The organism is Nitrospirota bacterium, from assembly GCA_016207885.1.
GTDB lineage: Bacteria > Nitrospirota > Thermodesulfovibrionia > UBA6902 > UBA6902 > JACQZG01.
This window is the reverse complement of sequence record JACQZE010000005.1, coordinates 261336-281817: the sequence shown is the minus strand read 5'-3', so window position 1 is coordinate 281817 and position 20482 is coordinate 261336. Positions and strand designations below refer to the sequence as shown.

Annotated in this window: 18 protein-coding genes; 7 read left to right on the top strand and 11 right to left on the bottom strand. The window is 47.6% G+C overall.

Annotated elements, in window-relative coordinates; all coding sequences use genetic code 11:
- Positions 1-60 precede the first annotated feature (60 nt).
- From HY807_05265 to HY807_05245, 5 genes are read right to left on the bottom strand one after another with little or no spacing between them, the layout of a single operon-like run.
- Positions 61-3267: a UvrD-helicase domain-containing protein gene (locus tag HY807_05265; protein ID MBI4825815.1), complete on the bottom strand. Its 3207-nt coding sequence runs from the start codon at positions 3265-3267 to the stop codon at positions 61-63.
- A 3-nt stretch (positions 3268-3270) separates the two neighbouring features.
- Positions 3271-5919: an exodeoxyribonuclease V subunit gamma gene (locus HY807_05260; GenBank protein MBI4825814.1), complete on the bottom strand. Its 2649-nt coding sequence runs from the start codon at positions 5917-5919 to the stop codon at positions 3271-3273.
- 9 nt (positions 5920-5928) lie between these two features.
- Positions 5929-6621, bottom strand: coding sequence for a tRNA (guanosine(46)-N7)-methyltransferase TrmB (gene trmB / locus HY807_05255; protein MBI4825813.1), 693 nt, complete (start codon positions 6619-6621; stop codon positions 5929-5931).
- Positions 6618-7244 (bottom strand): endonuclease III domain-containing protein, encoded by a 627-nt coding sequence (locus HY807_05250; protein ID MBI4825812.1) that lies wholly within the window; start codon positions 7242-7244, stop codon positions 6618-6620. The genes trmB and HY807_05250 overlap by 4 nt, the downstream gene beginning before the upstream one ends.
- Before the next feature lie 3 nt (positions 7245-7247).
- Complete coding sequence (locus tag HY807_05245) at positions 7248-7589, bottom strand: histidine triad nucleotide-binding protein (GenBank protein MBI4825811.1); 342 nt, start codon at positions 7587-7589, stop codon at positions 7248-7250.
- 131 nt (positions 7590-7720) lie between these two features.
- On the opposite strand from HY807_05245, the gene HY807_05240 reads away from it, so the two are divergent.
- The gene (locus HY807_05240) at positions 7721-8083 is read left to right on the top strand and encodes a hypothetical protein (GenBank protein MBI4825810.1); all 363 of its coding nucleotides are present in this window, start codon (positions 7721-7723) and stop codon (positions 8081-8083) included.
- Here HY807_05240 and HY807_05235 read toward each other — a convergent pair.
- Together HY807_05235 and HY807_05230 are read right to left on the bottom strand one after the other, a co-directional pair.
- The gene (locus tag HY807_05235; GenBank protein MBI4825809.1) at positions 8080-8550 is read right to left on the bottom strand and encodes an OsmC family protein; all 471 of its coding nucleotides are present in this window, start codon (positions 8548-8550) and stop codon (positions 8080-8082) included. The two genes, HY807_05240 and HY807_05235, sit on opposite strands and share 4 nt — an antisense overlap.
- Before the next feature lie 23 nt (positions 8551-8573).
- On the bottom strand, positions 8574-8909 hold the full coding sequence (locus tag HY807_05230) for a divalent-cation tolerance protein CutA (GenBank protein MBI4825808.1): 336 nt from the start codon (positions 8907-8909) through the stop codon (positions 8574-8576).
- A gap of 465 nt (positions 8910-9374) precedes the next feature.
- On the opposite strand from HY807_05230, the gene rho reads away from it, so the two are divergent.
- The gene (gene rho, locus HY807_05225) at positions 9375-10622 is read left to right on the top strand and encodes a transcription termination factor Rho (protein ID MBI4825807.1); all 1248 of its coding nucleotides are present in this window, start codon (positions 9375-9377) and stop codon (positions 10620-10622) included.
- Positions 10623-10742: 120 nt separating this feature from the next.
- Here rho and yrfG read toward each other — a convergent pair whose 3' ends face one another.
- On the bottom strand, positions 10743-11399 hold the full coding sequence (yrfG, locus tag HY807_05220) for a GMP/IMP nucleotidase (protein MBI4825806.1): 657 nt from the start codon (positions 11397-11399) through the stop codon (positions 10743-10745).
- A 130-nt stretch (positions 11400-11529) separates the two neighbouring features.
- Between yrfG and HY807_05215 the strand changes: the two genes are divergently transcribed.
- From HY807_05215 to HY807_05195, 5 genes are all read left to right on the top strand, one after another.
- On the top strand, positions 11530-12471 hold the full coding sequence (locus HY807_05215) for a bifunctional 5,10-methylenetetrahydrofolate dehydrogenase/5,10-methenyltetrahydrofolate cyclohydrolase (protein ID MBI4825805.1): 942 nt from the start codon (positions 11530-11532) through the stop codon (positions 12469-12471).
- Positions 12472-12626: 155 nt separating this feature from the next.
- Positions 12627-12920, top strand: coding sequence for a hypothetical protein (locus HY807_05210; GenBank protein ID MBI4825804.1), 294 nt, complete (start codon positions 12627-12629; stop codon positions 12918-12920).
- A gap of 29 nt (positions 12921-12949) precedes the next feature.
- Positions 12950-13132, top strand: coding sequence for a Rho termination factor N-terminal domain-containing protein (locus tag HY807_05205; GenBank protein ID MBI4825803.1), 183 nt, complete (start codon positions 12950-12952; stop codon positions 13130-13132).
- 107 nt (positions 13133-13239) lie between these two features.
- On the top strand, positions 13240-13770 hold the full coding sequence (locus tag HY807_05200; GenBank protein ID MBI4825802.1) for a Slp family lipoprotein: 531 nt from the start codon (positions 13240-13242) through the stop codon (positions 13768-13770).
- Positions 13771-13932: 162 nt separating this feature from the next.
- A complete protein-coding gene (locus HY807_05195) occupies positions 13933-14250 on the top strand; it encodes a hypothetical protein (GenBank protein ID MBI4825801.1) in 318 nt (105 codons plus the stop codon).
- 44 nt (positions 14251-14294) lie between these two features.
- On the opposite strand, the gene gyrA is transcribed toward HY807_05195, so the two are convergent.
- From gyrA to dnaN, 3 genes are all read right to left on the bottom strand, one after another.
- Positions 14295-16814 carry a DNA gyrase subunit A gene (gyrA, locus tag HY807_05190; GenBank protein MBI4825800.1) on the bottom strand — a complete coding sequence of 840 codons (2520 nt, stop codon included), beginning with the start codon at positions 16812-16814 and terminating at the stop codon, positions 14295-14297.
- Positions 16815-16910: 96 nt separating this feature from the next.
- The gene (gyrB, locus tag HY807_05185) at positions 16911-19322 is read right to left on the bottom strand and encodes a DNA topoisomerase (ATP-hydrolyzing) subunit B (GenBank protein MBI4825799.1); all 2412 of its coding nucleotides are present in this window, start codon (positions 19320-19322) and stop codon (positions 16911-16913) included.
- A gap of 43 nt (positions 19323-19365) precedes the next feature.
- Entirely contained in the window at positions 19366-20475 is a 1110-nt protein-coding gene (gene dnaN, locus HY807_05180; GenBank protein ID MBI4825798.1) for a DNA polymerase III subunit beta, read from the bottom strand.
- Positions 20476-20482 lie beyond the last annotated feature (7 nt).

Here is a 20482-nt window from a genome sequence, read left to right as displayed (position 1 = left end):
CCAAAACCCCGGAGTGCTCCATTGTACCTATAAGGCAACCGGTTGGGCAAGGAGGAGGCATCATACCTCTCTCACTTCTCCCGTATGCGTAAAAACAATAAACGACTTTACCGTGTCTGTATCGAATATCTTCTTCACTGCCTTTTTGTAGATATCGAGCTGGAAAGAGAATTTATTAAGGGTATCCGCTATCTCATCATCAGTGACCGGGAATGTCTTGTAATCATAAATATTGTAAACATCGCCATCTTTTATTACTCTGTCTATTCTGCCTCTGTATACAGAACTTCCTGACTCAAAGATAAAGGGCAGTTCGGCAAATGAATCCTTTACAGGCTGAATGATGCTCTGCCATATGCCTTTCTCTTTAAGAAGCGCGACTGTCTTATTGATCTCGGCTATGCCGTCTTCAGCATCAGCCTCATCCATTCCTCTGGATATGAAGAGACTTGCCGCTGTTTCTGCTATCCCGTCATCCGTTATATCGCCTATGGATATCTTCTCGAATATCTCATGCAGTATCTCACCGGGAACCGCCGTCTTCATGCCCTTTCCCTTTGCCATAATACCGCCTGTGACGGTCTTCCATTCCTTCTCTGCTCGCACAGGAGTTGAAATGAACTCAGCATGAGGATGCCTTATCTTCTTGCTCGCCGCCGCTTCAGCAGAAGGGGCTGTTATTTCTGCTCCGTCAACAATTGAGAGCCCCGGAATATCTTCTTTAACACTGTAGATGTCATCTATCTTCTCAAGCCCTATCCCATCTTTCAGATAGCTGAGAAAGCTCTTGCCTTTCTCTTTCCATGTTGCGACAAGAAAGAGCGCCTCCTCGGCCCTTGTAACGGCAACGTAAAATAGCCTCTTCTGCTCCTCTTCCTCTTTCATCAGATGGAGCCGGAAGTCTTCATCGCCCCTTCTCAACGCGGCATCAGTTACAGACTTAAAGAAGAACTTCCCCTCTTTTTCATACACAAGGTTCTCATTATTCCTTAAAGTGAACTGGTCTTCGATCGCCGGAAGAAAGACAACAGGGAACTCCAGTCCCTTTGCCGTATGAATCGTCAGTATCTTTACGGCATTCATGCCTGCTGTATTAACATTCGCCTTCGCCTCATCTTCACGGCCTATCGTTCTTTCAAGGAACGCCCTGATCTTTATAAGCGGCCTGCCGCCTGACTCTGTCTCTTCCATGATCCTGATGAACTTCTTTATATTGGCGCGCTGCTGAGGCTCGTGATAATGACGCCACGCGCCTGTCTCAACAAGAGCGCGCTCTATCAATTCGGCAAGCGGCGTATGCGCTGATTGTATGAGCCAGTTTTGGAGAAGGGCAAAGGCTTTGTCAATTAATTCAGAAAATCCCCCTTCATCCTGCTTAAGGCACCTACTGTTGGCCTTTTTCAAAGGGGGGGATCCCTCTCTACAAAGAGAGTCAGGAGTTGTCCCCCCCCCTTTAGCAAAGGGGGGCAAGGGGGGATTATTCTTTAAGATATTCTTCATCCTTCCAAACAGGCTGTCTCCTTCATTGCTTATAAATTGAAGGATACTGCCTTCATCAATATTGAACAACGGGCTTTTAAGAAGCACATAGAGGCTGTAATCATCCTTTGTATTTGAGAGAAAATATACCAACGCCCTAAGTACCGCAACCTCAGGCTCCTGATAAAAGCCGATCCCTTTTACCGCGATAAACGGGATGCCATGCCTGGCCAGCGCCTCCTCATACTTTTTCAGATGTGTTCTCTTCCTGAGGAGTATGGCGATGTCAGCATGCGTGCATTCTCTTTGAATCCCTGTCTTTCTCTCTGTGATGCGGAGGCTGCCGACAAGTCCATTTATCTTCTTTGCCATGACATCCGCCTCTCTCTCTCTCTGAAGCGATATGCCCTCATCAGCATCTTCGAGCATTATTATCTCTACGCTTCCATTGCCTGAGAGGTTCTTTCTGCGGGCTTCGAATTCACCGTATTCTGTCATCCACGCGGGCGAGGCGTTATCAGCGGACATTATCTTTGAGAAGATGGCGTTTGTGAATTCTATGATAGCTGGCGCGCTTCTGTAATTCTCCTTCACCTCTTCATAATAGAATTCATCTCCAAGCCATTCTGAGAGCTTCTCCTTTGCCCTGCGGAATATCTCGACATTGGCACCTCTGAAATAATATATGGACTGCTTCCTGTCGCCTACGAGGAATACCGTCGGCTTTATTCCCTCGTCCCTCTTTGCGCCCAGGCCTGAGCGCCACTCTTCCGTAAGCCTGTCTATCACAGCCCACTGAAAATTATTAGTATCCTGAAATTCATCCACCAGGATGTGGTCTGTCTTCTCGTCAAACGCGTAAAGGATGTTCGCCCATTCAGGCTCTTCAGTGAGCATGCGGTAGGCGATATATTCAAGGTCGCTGAAGTCAAGAAGCGCTCTTGAGCTCTTGAGAAGCTCATGCCTCTTAAGGCAGCTTTTGAATATCTCCCTTATCCTCAGCGCCCTGTTTGCGTACTCTTCAAACTTTTTCTGTTTCCAGACGGCGTGCATCTTCACTGCCCACTCTTTATAGTCAGCTATTCCGCCCAGCCCTTTCGGAGTTTTTTTGCGCGGCTCCTTCTCTTTTGTCAGAAAGTGATCTTCAAAGCCGGGCATCTTTTCAACTTCTGTGAAATAATCACGATAGCCGTCAATAGCTTCTTCCGCTCCCTCCCATGAGAGGAGTTCCTCGATCAATTGCGGCATGTCAGTTGATTCATGCACGGGGACAGCAGCCTCAAGAGAGAAGGGCCTCTTTTCATAAAGATAATTGACCGTTTCGCTGAGGTTTGCCAGCCCTCTGAAGCCTTTCTCGCCTATCGTTTGGAGAAAGAGTTCATGATTGCCGTCTCCTGCACCTGCCTCCATGAGGAGTTCGTATATTATCTCTTCCCACATTATTCTTGCGTCTATCGCATTCTCGACCCTGTAGTTCGCGTCTATGCCAGCCTCGAATGAGAAACGCCTCAAAAGCGTTCCGCAGAAGGAATGAATTGTCGAGACGCGCATGAGCGGCATCTTCTCAAGCAGGGAATCGAACAGGCGGCTGTCCTCTGTCTTCAGTATCGTCAAGATCCTCTGCTTCATCTCAGCTGCGGCCTTGTCAGTGAATGTGACGGCGAGTATCCTCTCAACGCCTGCCCCGCTCTTTAAGAGCGCGATATATCTTCTCGCGAGCTTTTCGGTCTTGCCTGAGCCTGCAGGAGATGAGATGATGACGCTTTTGTCTGTATTGAGGTAGCTCATGACCTACCTTGTCCCTTCGCATAACGGGCTGTGATAACAGTATCCGCACTCCTGCGCATCATGCGGTTCTGGATGAAATATGCCTCTCTTTATATTGCTGACGATCTCTTCAGCCTTTATGAGCGCGGCTTCGGTATATTCCGCCATCTCACCCTTCGACGGATACCAGGTGATACGGCCGTCTCTTAAAGAGTAGACGCCTGTCCTTTCAACAATGCCAGGGTTCTCCTTCTGCCACATGGAGACATAAAGAGGAAGTTGAAGGTTCTCCTTATCAGGCACGCCAGTCTTGTAATCAATTATCCTCACCTGACCGCTGACTGCTGACTGCTGACTGCTTTTTATGTCTATCCTGTCTATCTTGCCTCTAAGTTTCAGGCTGCCGATCTCCGCAGTCACCTTCTTTTCAACCTCAAAAGGGGTGAAGCCGTCAGCTCTTATATCTTTTTCGCGCGCCTTGAGTTCAGGGAGGAGCCTCCTGAAGATATCATGAGCAACCTTTGACCAGAAGTCTCCCACCGGGAACCTCTTGAGCGCAAGCCCAAGCCCGTCAAAGAGCCGCTTATCCATGCTGTCAATATCAATGTCACCCTCTTTGAAAAGATGCTCCATCGTCTTGTGCGCGAGGCTTCCCCACAGCCTTGCCTCGACCTCAAACTTGGGCGGCTCTTCAGCGGTCATGTTCAGTACCTTCTCAATGTAAAACCTGCGGGGGCATCTCCTGTATGAATCAATATCAGTCACGCTTATGTATCCCTTAAAGTAAGAGCCGATATCCGGGTTCTTTCCCAAAGATGATCCTGAACTGACCTTATGATCCCCGCGCATCCCTTCCATTACATGTATCTCTTCCTCGGAAAATATATTCAAAGTAGCAGAAGGTATCTCTGAATCCCAGTCAAGAAACGGCGAAGCGAGAAGCAGGTTATCCCCTTCAGCGGAAGGGCAGGAGATGTAAGGCTCTCTCCTTGAGGAATGAAGTATCATATTGAAATAACGCTTCTGCCTGCTGATGTAGTATTCAAGATACGGCAGGCCGAGTTCCTTCTTCACCTTCTCAGGCAGTATCGGGTCTATCACAGGCCTTGAAGGAAGGTCTGCCTCAACCGTTCCGCCGAAGAAGAGGGCTTCAGGCTCAACTCCAGCGGCAAGTTCAAACGGTATGAGGCGCACTCCGCCGTCTCTTTTCGAGAACGCCTTCATATCTCTTAATAGATTTCTAAGCAGAGCGACAGGCTGGCTTTCAAAGTTCGGGGTCTTGCCGCATATTTTATGGAACTGCCTGAGTTCATCAAACTGCGCCTCTATCATATCCGTGATCTCAGTATGCTCCGGGCTGCCGGAGAAGCCGAGCTTATTCAGCGCATCTTCAAGAGCGTCAAGAAATCCGGGCAGCGTCTTCTTTCTCTTCACATTCTCAATAAGGCTGATAATATCTTTGATCCCGTTCTGAATGCTCTCTATCCTTGCGCGCTCTTCATCTTCCATCTTTCCTGTCATGGAGTTAAGGAGAGTCTCCTTTATTGAAAGCCATGACTTTTTGCCCTTGATAATGCCTGCCCTGTATGAATAGGCGACCGTCCACTCTTTTGTGAGCGGATGGATCTCAGGGAATGAAGGCGAGGTGAGGAGCGCGAGAAAGTCATAGGACGGAAAATCTTCCTCAATACAGGTCAGCAGGCTCTCAATAGCGATAACAGGGCTTGCGCTTGAGAGGTCATGCTCTTCTATGCTCAGCGGAACGCCGTGCTTTGCAAAGACCCTCTTCATTATGGGGGCGTATTTCCTGATCTCAGGGAATGAAACAACTATATCCCACGGATCTGTTCCTTCAAGGATCATCGCCTTTGAAGCCTTTGCTATTGATTCAACCTCCTCCTCGATCGAGGGATAAGAGGAATAGTGAGGGCTTTCCCTGTGGAATTTTGAGTCAAGTTTTATGACAGATAAACCTTTGAAGTCCGACAGCGATTGGCATATGCCGCTGCTGCTTTCAGCAAGCAAAAAAGCATCTTCCGCTTTCTCCACAAGCGCCGTGATCACCTCAAGTTCAAGAGGTGTCGGGTCAAAGAATCCGTCTATCACAACGATAGGCATAGCATTGGATTCCTGAATGATCGGGATGCTCATCTTAAGGACTTTTTCAGGGTCAGCCATGCCTTTCTTAATAATACAGTCTTCGTACTTGATAAGATTCTCTATCGCATCCGCCGCTCTCTTTGCAGCCTTCTCCTCAAATATCAATGAGACTGTTTTATCCCTGATCCCAGAAAGCTCTTTCCCCGGCATATAGTTTTTCAGCTTCCTCAAAAGGTCGGACAAAAGCCGTGTGTAGCCCGCGTTCTTTTCAGAGATGATCTCAGAGATAATGAGAGGCCTTATGCGTTCAGAGATGATACTTCCGCCGTAATTCTCATTGAAGACACGCTCTGCAAATTGTTTTAACGCAGCGGCCTGAAACGGTATATACGCGGGCCTCTTCAGATAATCATGAAAATCCCTTTCAGCCTCTGTGATGATAAAGCTGTTCGGACAGATATAAAGCACAGAGGAGAAATCGTTTTCAGGGCAAAGCTCTACTATCTCCTTAAAAATGTGTTCTCTTTTATTTCTCGCACCGGAGGGGGCTATGAAAAGGATCTTGTTGCTCATATTAATATTTTATTTTGCTGAATTAGTATCAGCCTTAACAAACCGGTATCTTTGAAATTGTCTGTTGTCTTTAGCGGCCTTTAACGCAAAAGCGGTTCTGCTTATATCAGAGAGGTCTTCACCTTCGATCACGAATCCGGCAGAGGCAAAAGAGCTTTCTATCTCTGCCGCGTATTCATCTGAGTCTGTGGCGACGACTATTGATCCTTGCGCCTTAAGCCTGTGGAAAAGGATGGAGGTGAATTCAGGAGTTATAAGCCTTCTCTTGTTATGCCGCTTCTTGGGCCACGGGTCAGGGAATAGAATATATACGCCGTCTAAAGAATCGGGCGGTATATTATTTTCAAGCACGCTCCTCGCGTCTTTATTGAATATCTTGACGTTGGTAATGGAAAGGGCGGTGGGATCTTCCGGGCTCATAAGATTGAGCAGCAGTTTTGCTATGCCGGTCACATATATTTCAATACCGATAAAATCGTGATGAGGGAATGTTGCCGCCTTATCAGACAGGAAGGCGCCGGTTCCGAACCCGATCTCCAGATAGAGGGGAGCTTCTCTTCCAAATACATCGGCCTTATCCATAACAGACTCTGTGCTGAGCTGGATAAGAGGGAGTATTGTGGAAAGAGCGTTACGCCCTCTCTTGCTCATCCTCCCGGATTTTCTGCCGGTTGTGCGGAGTTTCCTTACATTGATAGTCATATCTTTTCGAGCGGGCATCCTTCACATTTCGGTTTTGGTTTGCAGTAATGCTTGCCGGCCATTACGAACAGTGCGTGATACTCATTAAATAGCTTTACATCATGCGGCAGGTTGTTATGAAAGAGCTCCTGCATCTCATGATATGTTGCATCTTCCCTGACGATCCCGTGCCTGTGCAGAACCCTTTTTGTATAGGCGTCGATCACGAAGGTGGGTTTTCCCAGCGCATATAAAAGTATAGAGTCTGCTGTCTCCGGGCCGATGCCGTTCACCTCAAGGAGTTCCTTCCTGAGCATGGGCAGGACTCTTTTACGCATCCTTGCCATACTTCCCCCGTAATTAGAAGTAAGGTATGACAAAAAGCCTCTAAGCCTTTTTGCTTTTACATTAAAGTAGCCTGAAGGTTTTATTAATGAGGCAAGCTCTTCATGCGGCATCTCGTGAAGTTTTTTTGCGTTTAACGCCTTTTGTCTTTTTATATTGCTGATCGCCTTCTCAACATTTCCCCAGTTCGTATTCTGAGTCAGTATTGCGCCTACAGCTATCTCAAAAGGCGTGTCACCCGGCCACCAGTGCTGCGGGCCGAAGGATTTGTAGAGAGTGCGGTAGATTTTCTTAAGCACTTCTTACCCCGGCGGCCAGTGCATAGGCCTGCCTCCAAGCATGTGAAGATGTATGTGAAAGACGGTCTGGCCTGACTCCCGGTTGCAGTTCATGACGAGCCTGAAGCCTCTTTCGTCAATGCCCTTCTCCCTCGCTATCCTGTTTGCAGCCTGGAACATCTTTCCTATCAGCTCATTATCCTCTGGCCCTGCCTCAAGTATCGTTGAGATATGTTTTTTCGGCACTACCAAAATATGCACAGGCGCCTGCGGCGTTATATCTTCAAATACAAATATATCTTTATCTTCATAGACCTTTTTTGAAGGGATCAAGCCTTTGATAATCTTGCAGAAAAGACAATCCATTTCCATCGCCTCCTTTGATTTGTTTAGAAAACCGGCTCATCCATTTTAGCACAGCACTAATATAAATTGACCCAGAAACATGCTGAAGCGCGTTCCTTTAATTATTCAAAGGATTGGTATATAGTAGACACATGGAAGATATCAGCATCAATGACCTTAAGGACAAAAAAGAGAGTTTTATTGATGAGATCAGGTGGGATGTAACGCCGAAGGTCTTTATGCGGCAGGGGCAATATTCAGGGAAAAAGGCAGACGGTGCGCCTGATAACATCAATGGTTTTATGCTTTATATTGATCTTATAGAAGACAAGCCGGCACTTTTTATTATGAAGAACCAGTATTCGCAGAGCAAAACCGTCGGATTTATAAAAGATATTCCGGAAAAGCTTCTGAACGACGCGCTGAAGCTGAAAGAAGCTGAGTGCGTAGCAGGCATGTATCCTCTTTCCGAAGAGCTTGAAGCCTGGCTGAGGAAAGAGCTGGGAGTCTCCTAACCCTCGTTTATCGTGTAGCGCGTTGTGACCTCGATCTCTTTTCTTAAGGCGTTATAGACCGAACAGTATTTATCGTGCGAAAGTGAGATCGCCCGGTCCATCTTTTTAGGCGTGATGCCTTCACCTTTGACCTTTATGAAGAGGTCCATTGATCTGTAATACTGGGGAGGTTCCTGCCTTCTTACCCCGGTAAAATCTATCCTGAAGTCTTTGATCTCTGCCCTCATCTTTTTAAGGAAAAAGAGCACATCGATAGCCATGCATCCGGCAACGCTTGCCAATAGCGTTTCCGTGGGAGCGCAGCCCCACTGGAGATTCGCGTCATAATCTATCTCATATCCCATCTGCGTCCTGACCCTAAATATCAAATCTTTGTCCCATTCAAGGAAGCCCTTGTTCACCTCAAGTATCTTTCCCTTATAACCTTCCAGGGATTCTTCTAATTTATCAGCGCTGTTATCTTCCATTTATCTCTTTCTCCCGGCTTGTATTATTTGCCTGTTGATTCCCTGATCCATCTCAGATAATCTCCCGAACCATCTACGATCGGCAGGGCGATTATCTCCGGCACTTTATAACTGTGAAGTTCCTTTACCCTGTCTTTCAGGCTGTCAAAAAGGCTTTTCTGCGTTTTAGCTATCATAAGCACTTCAGCGTCATCGCACACCTTTCCCTGCCATGCGTAGATTGAGCGGATGTTTCTGATGATATTAACGCATGCCGCCAGTCTTTCCTCTATAAGAAGACCAGCGATACGAGCTGCCTCTTCTTCACTCGATGATGTAATCAAGACCGCTATCTCTTCCGAAGACGCGTTATCTGCCATGGTCAAATATTTTTACAGAGACCTTGTAAAAATGCAACCTGCGGATGATAAATAATAATAATAATAATATGAAAACAAAAGGTGTATTGACAAAAAAAATGTTCTGCTATATAGTTGTAATAGTTCTTCAACCTGTTCCCGATATATAATCATTCAGGTTAATGTTTCCAATAAAATAAATTTCACGATCATAAGAAATTCTGTTAAAAACGCTATTTATCTGCTTTATGCAAACTGAAGTCCTTCTTTATATCCGGTTTTAGCTTATAGGGCAAAACTTTCAATAGATATTTTATCAATAATTCATATTAAGAAACCCCACAAATAAAAACCTCAAATTAAAAACCTCGCAAAAAAGGAGTAATTCCCGTGGTAAGAAAAGCAAATGACACAAAGACAGAGAGTAAGCCGGCAGTTAAAGCAGAGAGCAAAACAGAAAACAAACCGGTAATGAAATCCGAAGGAATGAACATAACTAAATTAAAAGAACTTCCGATCTCCGAGCTGACCCAGTTAGCCAAAGAGATGAACATCGAAGGCGCCAGGGGGCTTAGGAAGCAGGACCTTATATTCGCCATTTTGCAGGCGCAGACGGAAAAGACCGGGCTCATATTCGGTGAGGGCGTGCTTGAGATACTTCCTGACGGATTCGGTTTTCTCCGTTCTCCTGATTACAGCTACCTTCCCGGGCCTGATGATATTTATGTGTCGCCTTCCCAGATCCGGAGATTCAATCTGAGAACAGGCGACCTTGTCACAGGGCAGATACGCCCTCCGAAAGAGAGCGAAAGATACTTCGCCCTGCTCAAAGTTGAGGCGATAACACATGAGCCGCCTGATGAGAACGTAAAACGGCAGCTCTTTGACAACCTTATCCCGTATTATCCGACCCAGCGCATAAATCTTGAGTATGATAAAACTGACTACTCTACACGCGTTATGGAGCTTGTCACCCCGATAGGAATGGGGCAGAGGGGCATGATAGTCGCGGCGCCGAGAACAGGAAAGACAGTTCTCCTTCAATCCATAGCAAAGGCTATAAAACATAACCATCCTGAAGTCCACCTTATCATCCTTCTTATAGATGAGAGGCCTGAAGAGGTCACCGACTGGAAGAGGCAGGTTGACACCGAGATAATCGGATCGACATTCGATGAGCCGCCGCAGAGGCATATACAGGTCGCGGAGATGGTAATGGAGAGGGCGAAGAGGCTTGTTGAGAGCAAAAAGAATGTGGTCATACTTTTGGATTCCATAACAAGGCTCGCAAGGGCCTACAACGCTGTGATACCCGCAAGCGGCAAGGTGCTTTCAGGAGGCCTTGATTCAAACGCGCTTCAGAAACCAAAGAGATTCTTCGGAACCGCGAGAAATATAGAGGACGGCGGCAGTCTTACGATTATCGCGACAGCTCTTGTTGATACAGGCAGCAGGATGGACGATGTCATATTTGAAGAGTTCAAAGGCACCGGCAATATGGAGCTTCACCTCGACAGAAAACTCGTTGAGAAACGCGTATTCCCGAGCATTAATATCAATGCCTCAGGCACAAGGAAAGAGGAGCTTCTTGTTGAAAGGGATGTACTTCAGAGGATGTGGATACTTAGAAAGGTACTGCACTCGCTCAGTCCTGTTGAGAGCATGGAATTCCTGCTTGATAAGCTTAACGGGACAAAGAGCAACAAGGATTTCCTGGAGATGATGAATAAGTAGAGTAGGTTAATAAGTACCCGTTGCGTCATTCCGGCTTGTCCGGAATCCTTACGGGAAAAGATTCCGGACAAGCCGGAATGACAGAAGAAATGGAGTTTATAAGAAGGTTGTTTTCTGCTTCTACATCAACTGCCTGAAGTCGGTGATGGACTGGAAGTGCTCTGACTTGCCATGCTCAATTTTTGAGTTAGCATGCGCCTTGAAGAGGAGGTATTTTATCCCGTAATCCCTTGCCGTCTTCAGCACATCTTCAGTGTCATCGATGAAGAGGGAATGCTCTTTTGTAAATCCGAGCTTCTTCTCGGCCTTTTCCCAGAACTCCAGGTATTCTTTCGGATGCCCTACATCAAAAGAGCAGAGCACAGAGTCGAAATATTCTCCTATGGCGGTCTTCTTGAACTTTATATTGACCGTCTTATAATGCGCGTTTGTAAGAAGGAATACCTTCTTCTTCTCTTTCCTGAGCATCTTGAGAAAATCAATGACATGAGGATGCACTTCAATGAGATGCCTTATCTGCTCCTTCAGCGCCGGGATGTCAAGCTTCAGCTCTTTTGACCAGAAGTCGATATCGCACCAGTTCAGGGTTCTCTCATGATGCTTGTAGGTTTTGTATAGATACTCCTGCGCCGCTCCGAATGTCATGTCATGCTTCTCAGCATACTTTTCAGGTACGAGGTGTCTCCAGAAATAATCATCGAAATAAAGGTCAAGCAGAGTTCCGTCCATGTCAAGCAGGACGTATTTTATATCTTTTAACGGTATGTTTTTCAGCATCTGTGCTCCTTTGATTTTCTACGGGTATTTAAGTTTAACATTTTCCATGGTATGGATTAAGACGCAGTTCAATGATAAAATTAGCATAACAAACAATAAGACGGTTATTGATAATCGGAAGGCGGACAACATGGCAGAGATAATGAAGGGGCAAAGCCTCTCGGAAAAGATAAAAGAGAGGGTAAAAAAGGATGTGGAAGGACTTAGAGAACATGGCATTGATGTCGGGCTCGGGATGCTTATGTTTGATGACAATCCCGCGGCAAAGCAGTATTTTCTCGCGACATTAAAGGCATGCAAAAAGGCCGGGATAAAGGCGCATGAGTATATCCTGCCTGCGGACGCTTCAGTGAATGAGATGCTCAATGAGGTTCATGCAATTAATAATGATGAGAGGATAAACGGGCTTCTCGTGCTCTTTCCTCTCCCAAAAAAGATCAACCCGCGCAGGATAGTGAACGAGATACTTCCTGAAAAGGATATTGACGGGCTCGGCTCCCTCTCTGTCGGAAGGCTCGCGGCGGACGAGTCCACATTTCAGATATTCAAGAACGGCGATTACGACAGCCTCTATCAAGGTATGGCGATGCATGCCGCCTCAAGCTATCTGCCCTGCACGCCGTTCGGCGTCATCAGGCTTATAGAGAGCTACGGCATTGATATAAAGGGCAAACATGCCGTTGTCATCGGCAAGAGCCTCGCGGTCGGAAAGCCGCTGTCGCTCATGTTCCTTGCAAAGGAAGCCACAGTCACAGTCTGCCACAGAGAGACAAAGGATCTTGGCAATTTCACAAGACAGGCTGATATACTCTGCTCAGCCACGGGAGTGAAAGGCCTGATCAAAGGAGACATGGTCAAGGAAGGCGTTGTGGTTGTGGACATCGGCATCAATGTCCTGAAGGACGGCAGCATCGTCGGCGATGTTGATTTTGAATCGGTTGAAAAGAAGGCATCTTTTATTACTCCTGTTCCAGGCGGAGTAGGGCCTGTGACCATAGCGATGCTTCTTGAGAATACGGTGCGCTCGGCTCAGAGAAACCAGCTCATGAAACACCCGCTGATCGTCAGTTGATTTTCTTTTATTGTCCTCTTATTACAGCCTTATTCTGCGCTCAGGCATTTAGCATAACAGAGTAGGGTTCTCCCCCGATTTTCATTCTTGTCAGAATGTAATATGATTGTGATATACGTTATTAACGTAAAATCCCTCACTGCGTTTTGGCTCACATGAATGACAATAAAAAACTAAATTGCTGGGAATTTAAAAAATGCGGCAGAGAGCCGGGCGGCAGCAAGGCGGCTGAGCTTGGCGTCTGTCCTTCAAGCATTGATGATAATTATCACGGGGTGCATGGCGGTTTTAACGCAGGCAGGGGATGCTGGGCAGTTGCCGGAACATTTTGTAACGGCGAAAGGCAGGGCACATTTGCACAGAAGATAGCAAATTGCGTGGAATGTGATTTTCTGAGGAAGGTGCTTGCGGAAGAATTTGGTTCTCGAAAGAACCATCCGGCTTATTAATTTAATTTCAGTTTAATACGGGGGATCAAATGAAACTCAAAGACATAAAGAAAATTGCAAAGGAGTTAGGCATAAACGATACAAACATGAAGAAAGAGGATCTTATCCGCGCGATACAGGTAGCGGAAGGCAACTTTGATTGTTTCGGGACCAATCTGTCAAATGACTGTTCTCAGGCCGATTGTCTATGGAAAAAAAACTGCTCAGCATGAGTTAATAGGCCCGCCCGACAGCATCTCGCCCCAATCCTGTATTTCTGACATAAGCGTTTACCACCCATACATTTTACTCTCATTATAAAATCAAGTAAGATGTAGATATGAGAAGGACGGCCTTCATAATAATAGCCTCAATGATCCTTATATCCTGCGCGCCTGTCCTCAGGCAGGGCCTTGTCGGGCAATCTGTTTACAACTTCACATTGTCAGATGTGGCCCAAAACCCGGGTTTCTATCAGGGCAAGACCCTTATGTTCGGAGGGGTCATAGCTAAAACCACTTTGACAAAGGAAGGCTCGCTTATCGAGGCGCTGTACGTTCCTGTTGATTCAAGGGGATACCATCAGGGCATTGATAATTCCGCAGGCAGGTTTCTGGCGCTCTTCCCCGGCAGCGCCAGGATACTTGACCCTATGATCTTTCAGGAAAAGAGGGAGGTCACGATCGCCGGTGAATATATCGGGACGCGCAAAGGCATGATCGATGAGATCGAATACACTTATCCTCTTTTTAAGATAATAGAGCTTTATCTCTGGGAAGAGGGGAAGGAAGACTATTACAGATATCCCCGGCACCGCTTTGAAATGGGTTATCCCTGGCATTACGGGTATGGGCTCTGGTGGGAAGACTGACGAACCGTTCGCAGCATTTAGTTGCGCAATCATACCAATAAGCCATAATTATCCGTCTATGACAACTTTAAATTTGCAGGCAAGGGGTTTTTAATGATATAAACAGAATAAGAACCTGATTTTAAACTTCGCAATCCCTGAAAAACATAAAGGAGTTCAGACATGATATGCCTTACAAAGAAGATGGTCAATATTAAGGCCAGGCTGTTATACGGGGACTCAGCGTTCCAGGGCTTTACAAGCAGCATTTGTGAGGATGGCTTATACATGAGAACGCTTCCCATGGATGAGGAGATGGGAATTTCTACAGGCTCGGAAGTTCAGGTCAGGCTTGAACCCCAAGGCAAAGAACCTGTCTGCCTGAACTGCAGGGTAAAGTGGCTGTACAAGACCCCTCCGCATAAACTGACCAACAGCATAGGTGTTGAGATCGTTGATGCCCTTCCAAACTACAAAGAGCTGTTGAAGGAACTGCTGTAGAGTTCATCCAACAGCTCTTTAAGCTGTTTTATTTTCAAAAGGCTTTATTTCTTCTCAGCCATATCCTCATTAATATCTTCTTCATCTTTCTCAGCAACAAGCGCGATCCCGACGACCTTGTCGTTTTCCGCGAGCTTTATGAGGGTGACACCCTGGGTTGCCCTGCCGATAAGGGATATGCTTGATGCCTTCATGCGGATGAGCTTGCCGCTGTTGGCTATGATTATTATCTCGTCATCTTTTGTGACCTTGAGTACGCCGACCACCTTGCCGTTCTTGGGCGTGACCTTGATAGTGAAGACTCCCTTGCCGCCCCTGCTCTGAAGCCTGTATTCACTTGCCCTGGTTCTCTTGCCGAACCCGTTCTGTGTAACAGTGAGTAGTGTGGTCTCTTCATCCAGAACATCCACAGAGACGACCTCATCATCAGCTTTGAGCCTGATGCCTCTCACTCCCTTTGCGGTGCGCCCCATGGACCTGACATCTTTTTCATTGAAGCGTATCGAGAGGCCGTTCTTTGTGCTGAGGTTAATGTCCTCATTCCCGCCGGTTATCCTCACGCCTACGAGTTCGTCTCCCTCTTCAAGCGATATGGCGTTAATGCCGTTTGCCCTCGGATGGCTGTATGCCTCAAGCGCCGTCTTCTTGACGGTGCCCTTTCTTGTTGCCATGACCAGATACTGGTCTTCCCGGAACTCTTTGACAGGGAATACCGCTGTTATCCTTTCATGCGGGGATATTTTCAGGAGGTTTACGATGGCCCTGCCCTTTGTTGCCCTGTCGCCCTCCGGGATTTCGTAGACCTTGAGCCAGTAGAGCCTGCCGAAATTCGTAAAGAATAGGGCGTAGTCATGTGTCGAGGCCTTAAAGAGGGTCTCGACCATATCCTCCTCTCTCTCAATTACAGGAGATTGCGCGTCAGCTGATGTAACGGCTGTTCCATCCGTGCCTTTCTTTCCGGCGCCGCCCCTTAGAGACATGCCCTTCTTTCCGGTGCCGCCCCTCTTCTGGCTCTTGTAGAGGTCTGCCGCTGTCCGTTTTACAAAACCAAGGCGGGAGATCGTGACAACCATATCTTCTTCAGTGATGAGATCTTCTATGGTTATATCCTCTGCCTCGCCTGTGATCGTCGTGCGCCTCTTGTCAGCGTACTTTTCCTTTATCTCGGCCAGCTCTTCCTTGATTATGTTATTGATGAGTTCAGGGCTCGCCAGGATCGATATAAGCCTCTCTATCTCCTTGATAAGCGCTTCATAGTCCTCGATGATCTTGTCGCGCTCAAGCCCCGTAAGCCTCTGGAGCTTCATATCGAGTATCGCCTGCGCCTGTATCTTTGTAAGAGGGAATTTATTCATCAGCCCCTCAAGCGCCTCGGAAGGGGTCTTTGACGCCCTGATGAGCTTGATTATCGCGTCAAGATTATCAAGAGCTATCTTGAGACCTTCAAGTATGTGGGCCCTTTCCCTGGCCTTTCTCAGCTCGAACTCGGTCTTTCTTCTGATGATAATACGCCTGTGGTCCAGAAAGAGAGAGAGCATCTGCGCAAGGTTAAGCACCTTCGGCTGTCCGTTGACTATGGCAAGGAGTATGACACCGAATGTGGTTGCCATCGGCGTATGTTTGTAAAGCTGGTTGAGCACGACCTGGAGGAAAGCGCCTTTCTTCAGTTCGATCACAACCCTTATCCCTTTGCGGTCTGATTCATCCCGCAGATCGGAGATGCCCTCGATCTTCTTTTCGCGCACAAGCTCGGCTATCTTCTCCACGAGCCTTGATTTATTCACCTGATAAGGCAGTTCCGTGATGATGATGCGCGTGCCTTTTGAGTACTCTTCTTCAACCGTCTTTGCCCTGATCCTTATCAGTCCCCTGCCTGTCATGTAGGCGTCAGCTATGCCTTTTTTCCCGTATATGGCGCTGCCTGTCGGGAAGTCAGGCCCCTTGATCTTCTTCATCAGTGCGGATATCTCGACATCAGGGTCGGCTATCATCATAAGAAGGCCGTCCACTATCTCGCCGAGATTGTGCGGCGGGATATTTGTCGCCATGCCGACCGCTATTCCTGCTGAGCCGTTGATGATAAGGTTCGGAACCTTTGAAGGCAGCACAGTAGGCTCGGTAGTTGTCTCGTCATAGTTGGGGATGAAGTCAACTGTCTCCTTGTCTATGTCAGTGAGCATCTCTTCTGCTATCTTTGTAAGTTTTGCCTCTGTATAACGGTACGCGGCAGCAGGGTCGCCGTCAACAGAGCCGAAGTTGCCCTGCCCGTCGACAAGGATATTCCGCATATTAAAGTCCTGCGCAAGCCTGACAAGCGCGTCATAGACCGCTGAGTCGCCGTGCGGGTGGTACTTCTTGAGCACCTCTCCGACAACGCCGGCGCATTTGGAGTATCGCTTGCCCGGAAGCAATCCTTCCCTGAGCATCGCGTAGAGTATTCTGCGCTGGACAGGCTTGAGCCCGTCCCTTACATCAGGAAGCGCCCTGCCTATAATTACGCTCATCGCGTAATTAAGGTAGGATGTCTTCATCTCTTCTTCAATATTTATCACTGAACGTTCCATGTAATCTCCTTTATAAAAGCTGTCAGCTATCAGTTGTCAGGAATTAATGAGTGAAATAATAACTGACTGCTGACAGCTAATCGCTGAAAGCTGTCTTTAAATATCTAAATTGCTTACCTCAAGCGCGTGCTGTTCGATAAACGCCTTTCTCGGCTCGACATTGTCGCCCATAAGCGTTGTGAATATATGTTCGCACTTTACCGCGTCTTCAATGCTTACCTGAAGGAGAGTTCTCTTCTTCGGGTCCATGGTCGTCTCCCATAGCTGCTGGGGGTTCATCTCGCCGAGGCCTTTGTACCTCTGTATGTTTATGCCATGTTTTGCTATCGATAATATATGGTCAAGCAGGTCCCTTATCTTTTCAAACTCGATTGCCTCTTCTTCATGGATGATCTTGAACGGCGGCCGCCCGAGTTCTTTCAGTCCTGAGCGCAGGGCCTGAAATTCCCTGAAATCAGGGGAGGCGAAGAGTTCGTTGTCAATAACAAGGGTCATGCCGTCTCTTTCTGTCCGTGCCCGGAACGCCTGATGCTCCTCATCTTCTTCTATCGTTTCTGACAGCCCGGGGAATTTCGGCTTAAGCTGTTTGAGCAGGCCTTTTATGCTTGCGTTATCTTTTATGCTCTCTTTGTTCCCGCCAAGGTCAATGATAGCGTTAATGATCTTTGTATCGATCTTTCTTCTTGCGTACCATTCGGTGAGCTTGGCAAGTTTTGACATTTTTTTGATAAACGGGATGATGGCCTTGCCGGTAAGCAGGCTGCCGTCAGCCTGTATCTTTATTTCATCTGAGGCAAGTTCAAAGAGCATATCCTCCAGCTCCCGCTCATTCTGTATGTATTTTTCAGTCTTGCCCTTCTTCACCTTGAAGAGCGGTGGCTGGGCGATGTAAAGGTATCCCCTTTCGATCATCTCATGCATCTGCCTGAAGAAGAATGTCAAAAGAAGCGTCCTTATATGCGCGCCGTCCACGTCAGCGTCAGTCATGATTATGACCTTGTGGTAACGCGCCTTTGCGATATTGAAATCATCAGAGCCGATACCCGTGCCCAAAGCTGTTATCAATATCTTTATCTCATCGGAGTTAAGCATCTTGTCAAAACGCGCCTTCTCGACATTGAGTATCTTTCCTTTAAGCGGGAGGATCGCCTGGTTCTGCCTGTCCCGGCCCTGTTTCGCGGAGCCGCCGGCGGAATCTCCCTCTACTATGAATATCTCGCTAAGCTCGGGGCTCTTCTCAGCGCAGTCAGCCAGCTTGCCCGGCAGGCCGGTGTCTTCAAGCGCGCCTTTGCGCCTCGTAAGGTCTCTTGCTTTTCTCGCGGCGTCCCTTGCCCTTGATGCCTGGATAGCCTTTTCGATTATCTTCTTCGCGACAGAGGGGTTCTGCTCAAAATAATAGCCGAGCGTGTCATTGACAAGGGTCTCCACGATCCCTTTCATCTCGCTGTTCCCGAGCTTTGTCTTGGTCTGTCCCTCAAACTGAGGGTTAGGGAGTTTTACACTTATTATCGCTGTCAGGCCTTCCCGTATGTCATCACCGGTAAGGCTCTCTTTCTGGTTCTTGATTATGCCGTTTGCGGCCGCGTAAGTATTGGCCGTTCTTGTAAGCGCTGATTTAAAGCCGACGAGATGCGTGCCGCCTTCTTTTGTATTGATGTTATTTGCAAAAGAGTAGAGCGTCTCAGAGTATCCGTCATTGTACTGGAGCGCCACCTCAACAGATGTCCCGTCCTTCTCTTTCTCAACGTATATCGGGTTGGGGTGAAGCGGGGTCTTGTTCTTGTTAAGGTGTTCAACGAACGAGACTATGCCGCCTTCGTAATGGTATTCATCTTCTTTGCCCGACCTCTCGTCAGCAACCTTGATAGTAATGCCTTTATTTAAATATGCGATCTCTCTGAACCTGTTGCTCAGGGTGTCATAACTGAATTCAACGCTCTCGAATATCTCTGTATCAGGCTTGAAGGTGACCTTTGTGCCCCTCTTCTTTGTCTTGCCCACCTTTGTGAGCGGGCCTGCCGGGATTCCCCTTTTATAGTGCTGTTCCCATACCTCGCCGTTCTGCTTGATCTCAAGGTCAAGCCATTCTGAAAGGGCATTTACCACAGATACGCCCACGCCGTGGAGCCCGCCGGATATGGCGTACGCCTTGTTCTCGAACTTGCCCCCAGCGTGAAGCTCGGTAAGCGCTATCTCAGCGGCCGTTCTCTTTTCAGGGTCTGTCGGATGCACGCCGGTCGGGATACCCCTGCCGTTGTCAACAACGGTTATGCTGCCGTCAAGATGTATGGTGATATTTATCTCGTTGCAGTAGCCGGCAAGCGCCTCATCAACGCTGTTGTCTGCTATCTCATAAACGAGGTGGTGAAGTCCGTCAAAACCCGTGCTTCCTATGTACATCGCCGGCCTCTTTCTTACTGCGTCCAGGCCCTTAAGAACTTTGATATCCCCTGCACCGTAGCTGTCTTCTTTTACTTCTTTAGTATTTTCGTTCGTATTTTCGTTCATCTATGTCCCCTTAATTTTCGCTTTCCGTTTTTAAACTTTTTTCTCAGACCCTCATCGGCATGATTACGCATCTGGCGCCTTCTCCGCCTGTCTCTACAAGCAGAGTGGGGCTCAAAGGTTCCTGTATCTCGAACCTTATTGATTCACCGTCCATCGCCTGAATGGCATCCATAAGGTAGCGCGCGTTGTATCCGATGGATACCGGATCTCCCTTGTACTGGGCTGCTATCTCCTCTCTTGCCTCGCCGATATCCGGGTTTATTGAGATGAGGGTGATCTTGCCGGCCTCTATGTCAAACCTGACCGCGTTTGTCCTCTCCCTGCTCATTATCGAGGTCCTTCTCAGCGCCTTCAGGCAGGTGGCCTTATCTATCACTACTTCTCTTTCATTGCCCTTCGGTATCACCTGGTCATAGTTGGGATAGTTTCCCTCAATGAGCCTTGATGTCAGGACTATATCCCCTATCGTAAAGAAGATATGGTTCTTGTCGAGGTGCAGTGTTATCTCGCCTGAACTTGTTTCAAGTATCCTCCTGAGTTCCAGGGCGGCCTTTTTAGGCAGGATGAGCTTCATCTCTCCGGAGATATCTCCAGCAATCTTGTTTGCGATGATGGCAAGCCTGTGCCCGTCGGTTCCCACCATAATTATCTCTGTGGCCTTCTTTCCCGGCACGAGGTGTATCAGCAGGCCGTTCAGGGTGTACCTTGTGTCGCTCTCGCCTGTGGCATAGACGGTCTTTTCTATCATATTTTTGAATGCGCCGGCATCCAGGCTGATATCCTCTGCCTTTGTCATTGCAGGCAGTGTCGGATACTCTTCCTCAGGCAGGCCCATCAGCTTAAAAGTGCTTTTGCCGGATGTGACCCTCAGCCAGTTATTCTCCTGTGATTCAAGAAGGATATCTCCATCTGCCTCTTTTACTATCTCAAAGAGTTTTCTTGCCGGGATACAGATGCTGCCTTTCTCTATTATCTCTCCATCCACAGGGCCTTTCAGCGCTATCTCCAGGTCAGTGGCCATTATGGATGATGCGGCCTTTTCGACCTTCAGCATGAAATGGCTTAGAATAGGCATTGTCGTCTTCTTGTCCACGATCCCCTGGATATTCTGTAACGCCTTCTGCAGTTCTTCTTTTTCTATCCTGAGCTTCATTTTCCCC

What these genes read in the sequence shown, in the direction of transcription:
- HY807_05265 (MBI4825815.1), bottom strand. Translation starts at nt 3,267, where the DNA reads ATGAGCTACCTCAATACAGACAAAAGCGTCATCATCTCATCTCCTGCA.
- HY807_05260 (MBI4825814.1), bottom strand. Translation starts at nt 5,919, where the DNA reads ATGAGCAACAAGATCCTTTTCATAGCCCCCTCCGGTGCGAGAAATAAA.
- trmB (MBI4825813.1), bottom strand. Translation starts at nt 6,621, where the DNA reads ATGACTATCAATGTAAGGAAACTCCGCACAACCGGCAGAAAATCCGGG.
- HY807_05245 (MBI4825811.1), bottom strand. Translation starts at nt 7,589, where the DNA reads ATGGATTGTCTTTTCTGCAAGATTATCAAAGGCTTGATCCCTTCAAAA.
- HY807_05240 (MBI4825810.1), top strand. Translation starts at nt 7,721, where the DNA reads ATGGAAGATATCAGCATCAATGACCTTAAGGACAAAAAAGAGAGTTTT.
- HY807_05235 (MBI4825809.1), bottom strand. Translation starts at nt 8,550, where the DNA reads ATGGAAGATAACAGCGCTGATAAATTAGAAGAATCCCTGGAAGGTTAT.
- HY807_05230 (MBI4825808.1), bottom strand. Translation starts at nt 8,909, where the DNA reads ATGGCAGATAACGCGTCTTCGGAAGAGATAGCGGTCTTGATTACATCA.
- rho (MBI4825807.1), top strand. Translation starts at nt 9,375, where the DNA reads ATGAACATAACTAAATTAAAAGAACTTCCGATCTCCGAGCTGACCCAG.
- yrfG (MBI4825806.1), bottom strand. Translation starts at nt 11,399, where the DNA reads ATGCTGAAAAACATACCGTTAAAAGATATAAAATACGTCCTGCTTGAC.
- HY807_05215 (MBI4825805.1), top strand. Translation starts at nt 11,530, where the DNA reads ATGGCAGAGATAATGAAGGGGCAAAGCCTCTCGGAAAAGATAAAAGAG.
- HY807_05210 (MBI4825804.1), top strand. Translation starts at nt 12,627, where the DNA reads ATGAATGACAATAAAAAACTAAATTGCTGGGAATTTAAAAAATGCGGC.
- HY807_05205 (MBI4825803.1), top strand. Translation starts at nt 12,950, where the DNA reads ATGAAACTCAAAGACATAAAGAAAATTGCAAAGGAGTTAGGCATAAAC.
- HY807_05200 (MBI4825802.1), top strand. Translation starts at nt 13,240, where the DNA reads ATGAGAAGGACGGCCTTCATAATAATAGCCTCAATGATCCTTATATCC.
- HY807_05195 (MBI4825801.1), top strand. Translation starts at nt 13,933, where the DNA reads ATGATATGCCTTACAAAGAAGATGGTCAATATTAAGGCCAGGCTGTTA.
- gyrA (MBI4825800.1), bottom strand. Translation starts at nt 16,814, where the DNA reads ATGGAACGTTCAGTGATAAATATTGAAGAAGAGATGAAGACATCCTAC.
- gyrB (MBI4825799.1), bottom strand. Translation starts at nt 19,322, where the DNA reads ATGAACGAAAATACGAACGAAAATACTAAAGAAGTAAAAGAAGACAGC.
- dnaN (MBI4825798.1), bottom strand. Translation starts at nt 20,475, where the DNA reads ATGAAGCTCAGGATAGAAAAAGAAGAACTGCAGAAGGCGTTACAGAAT.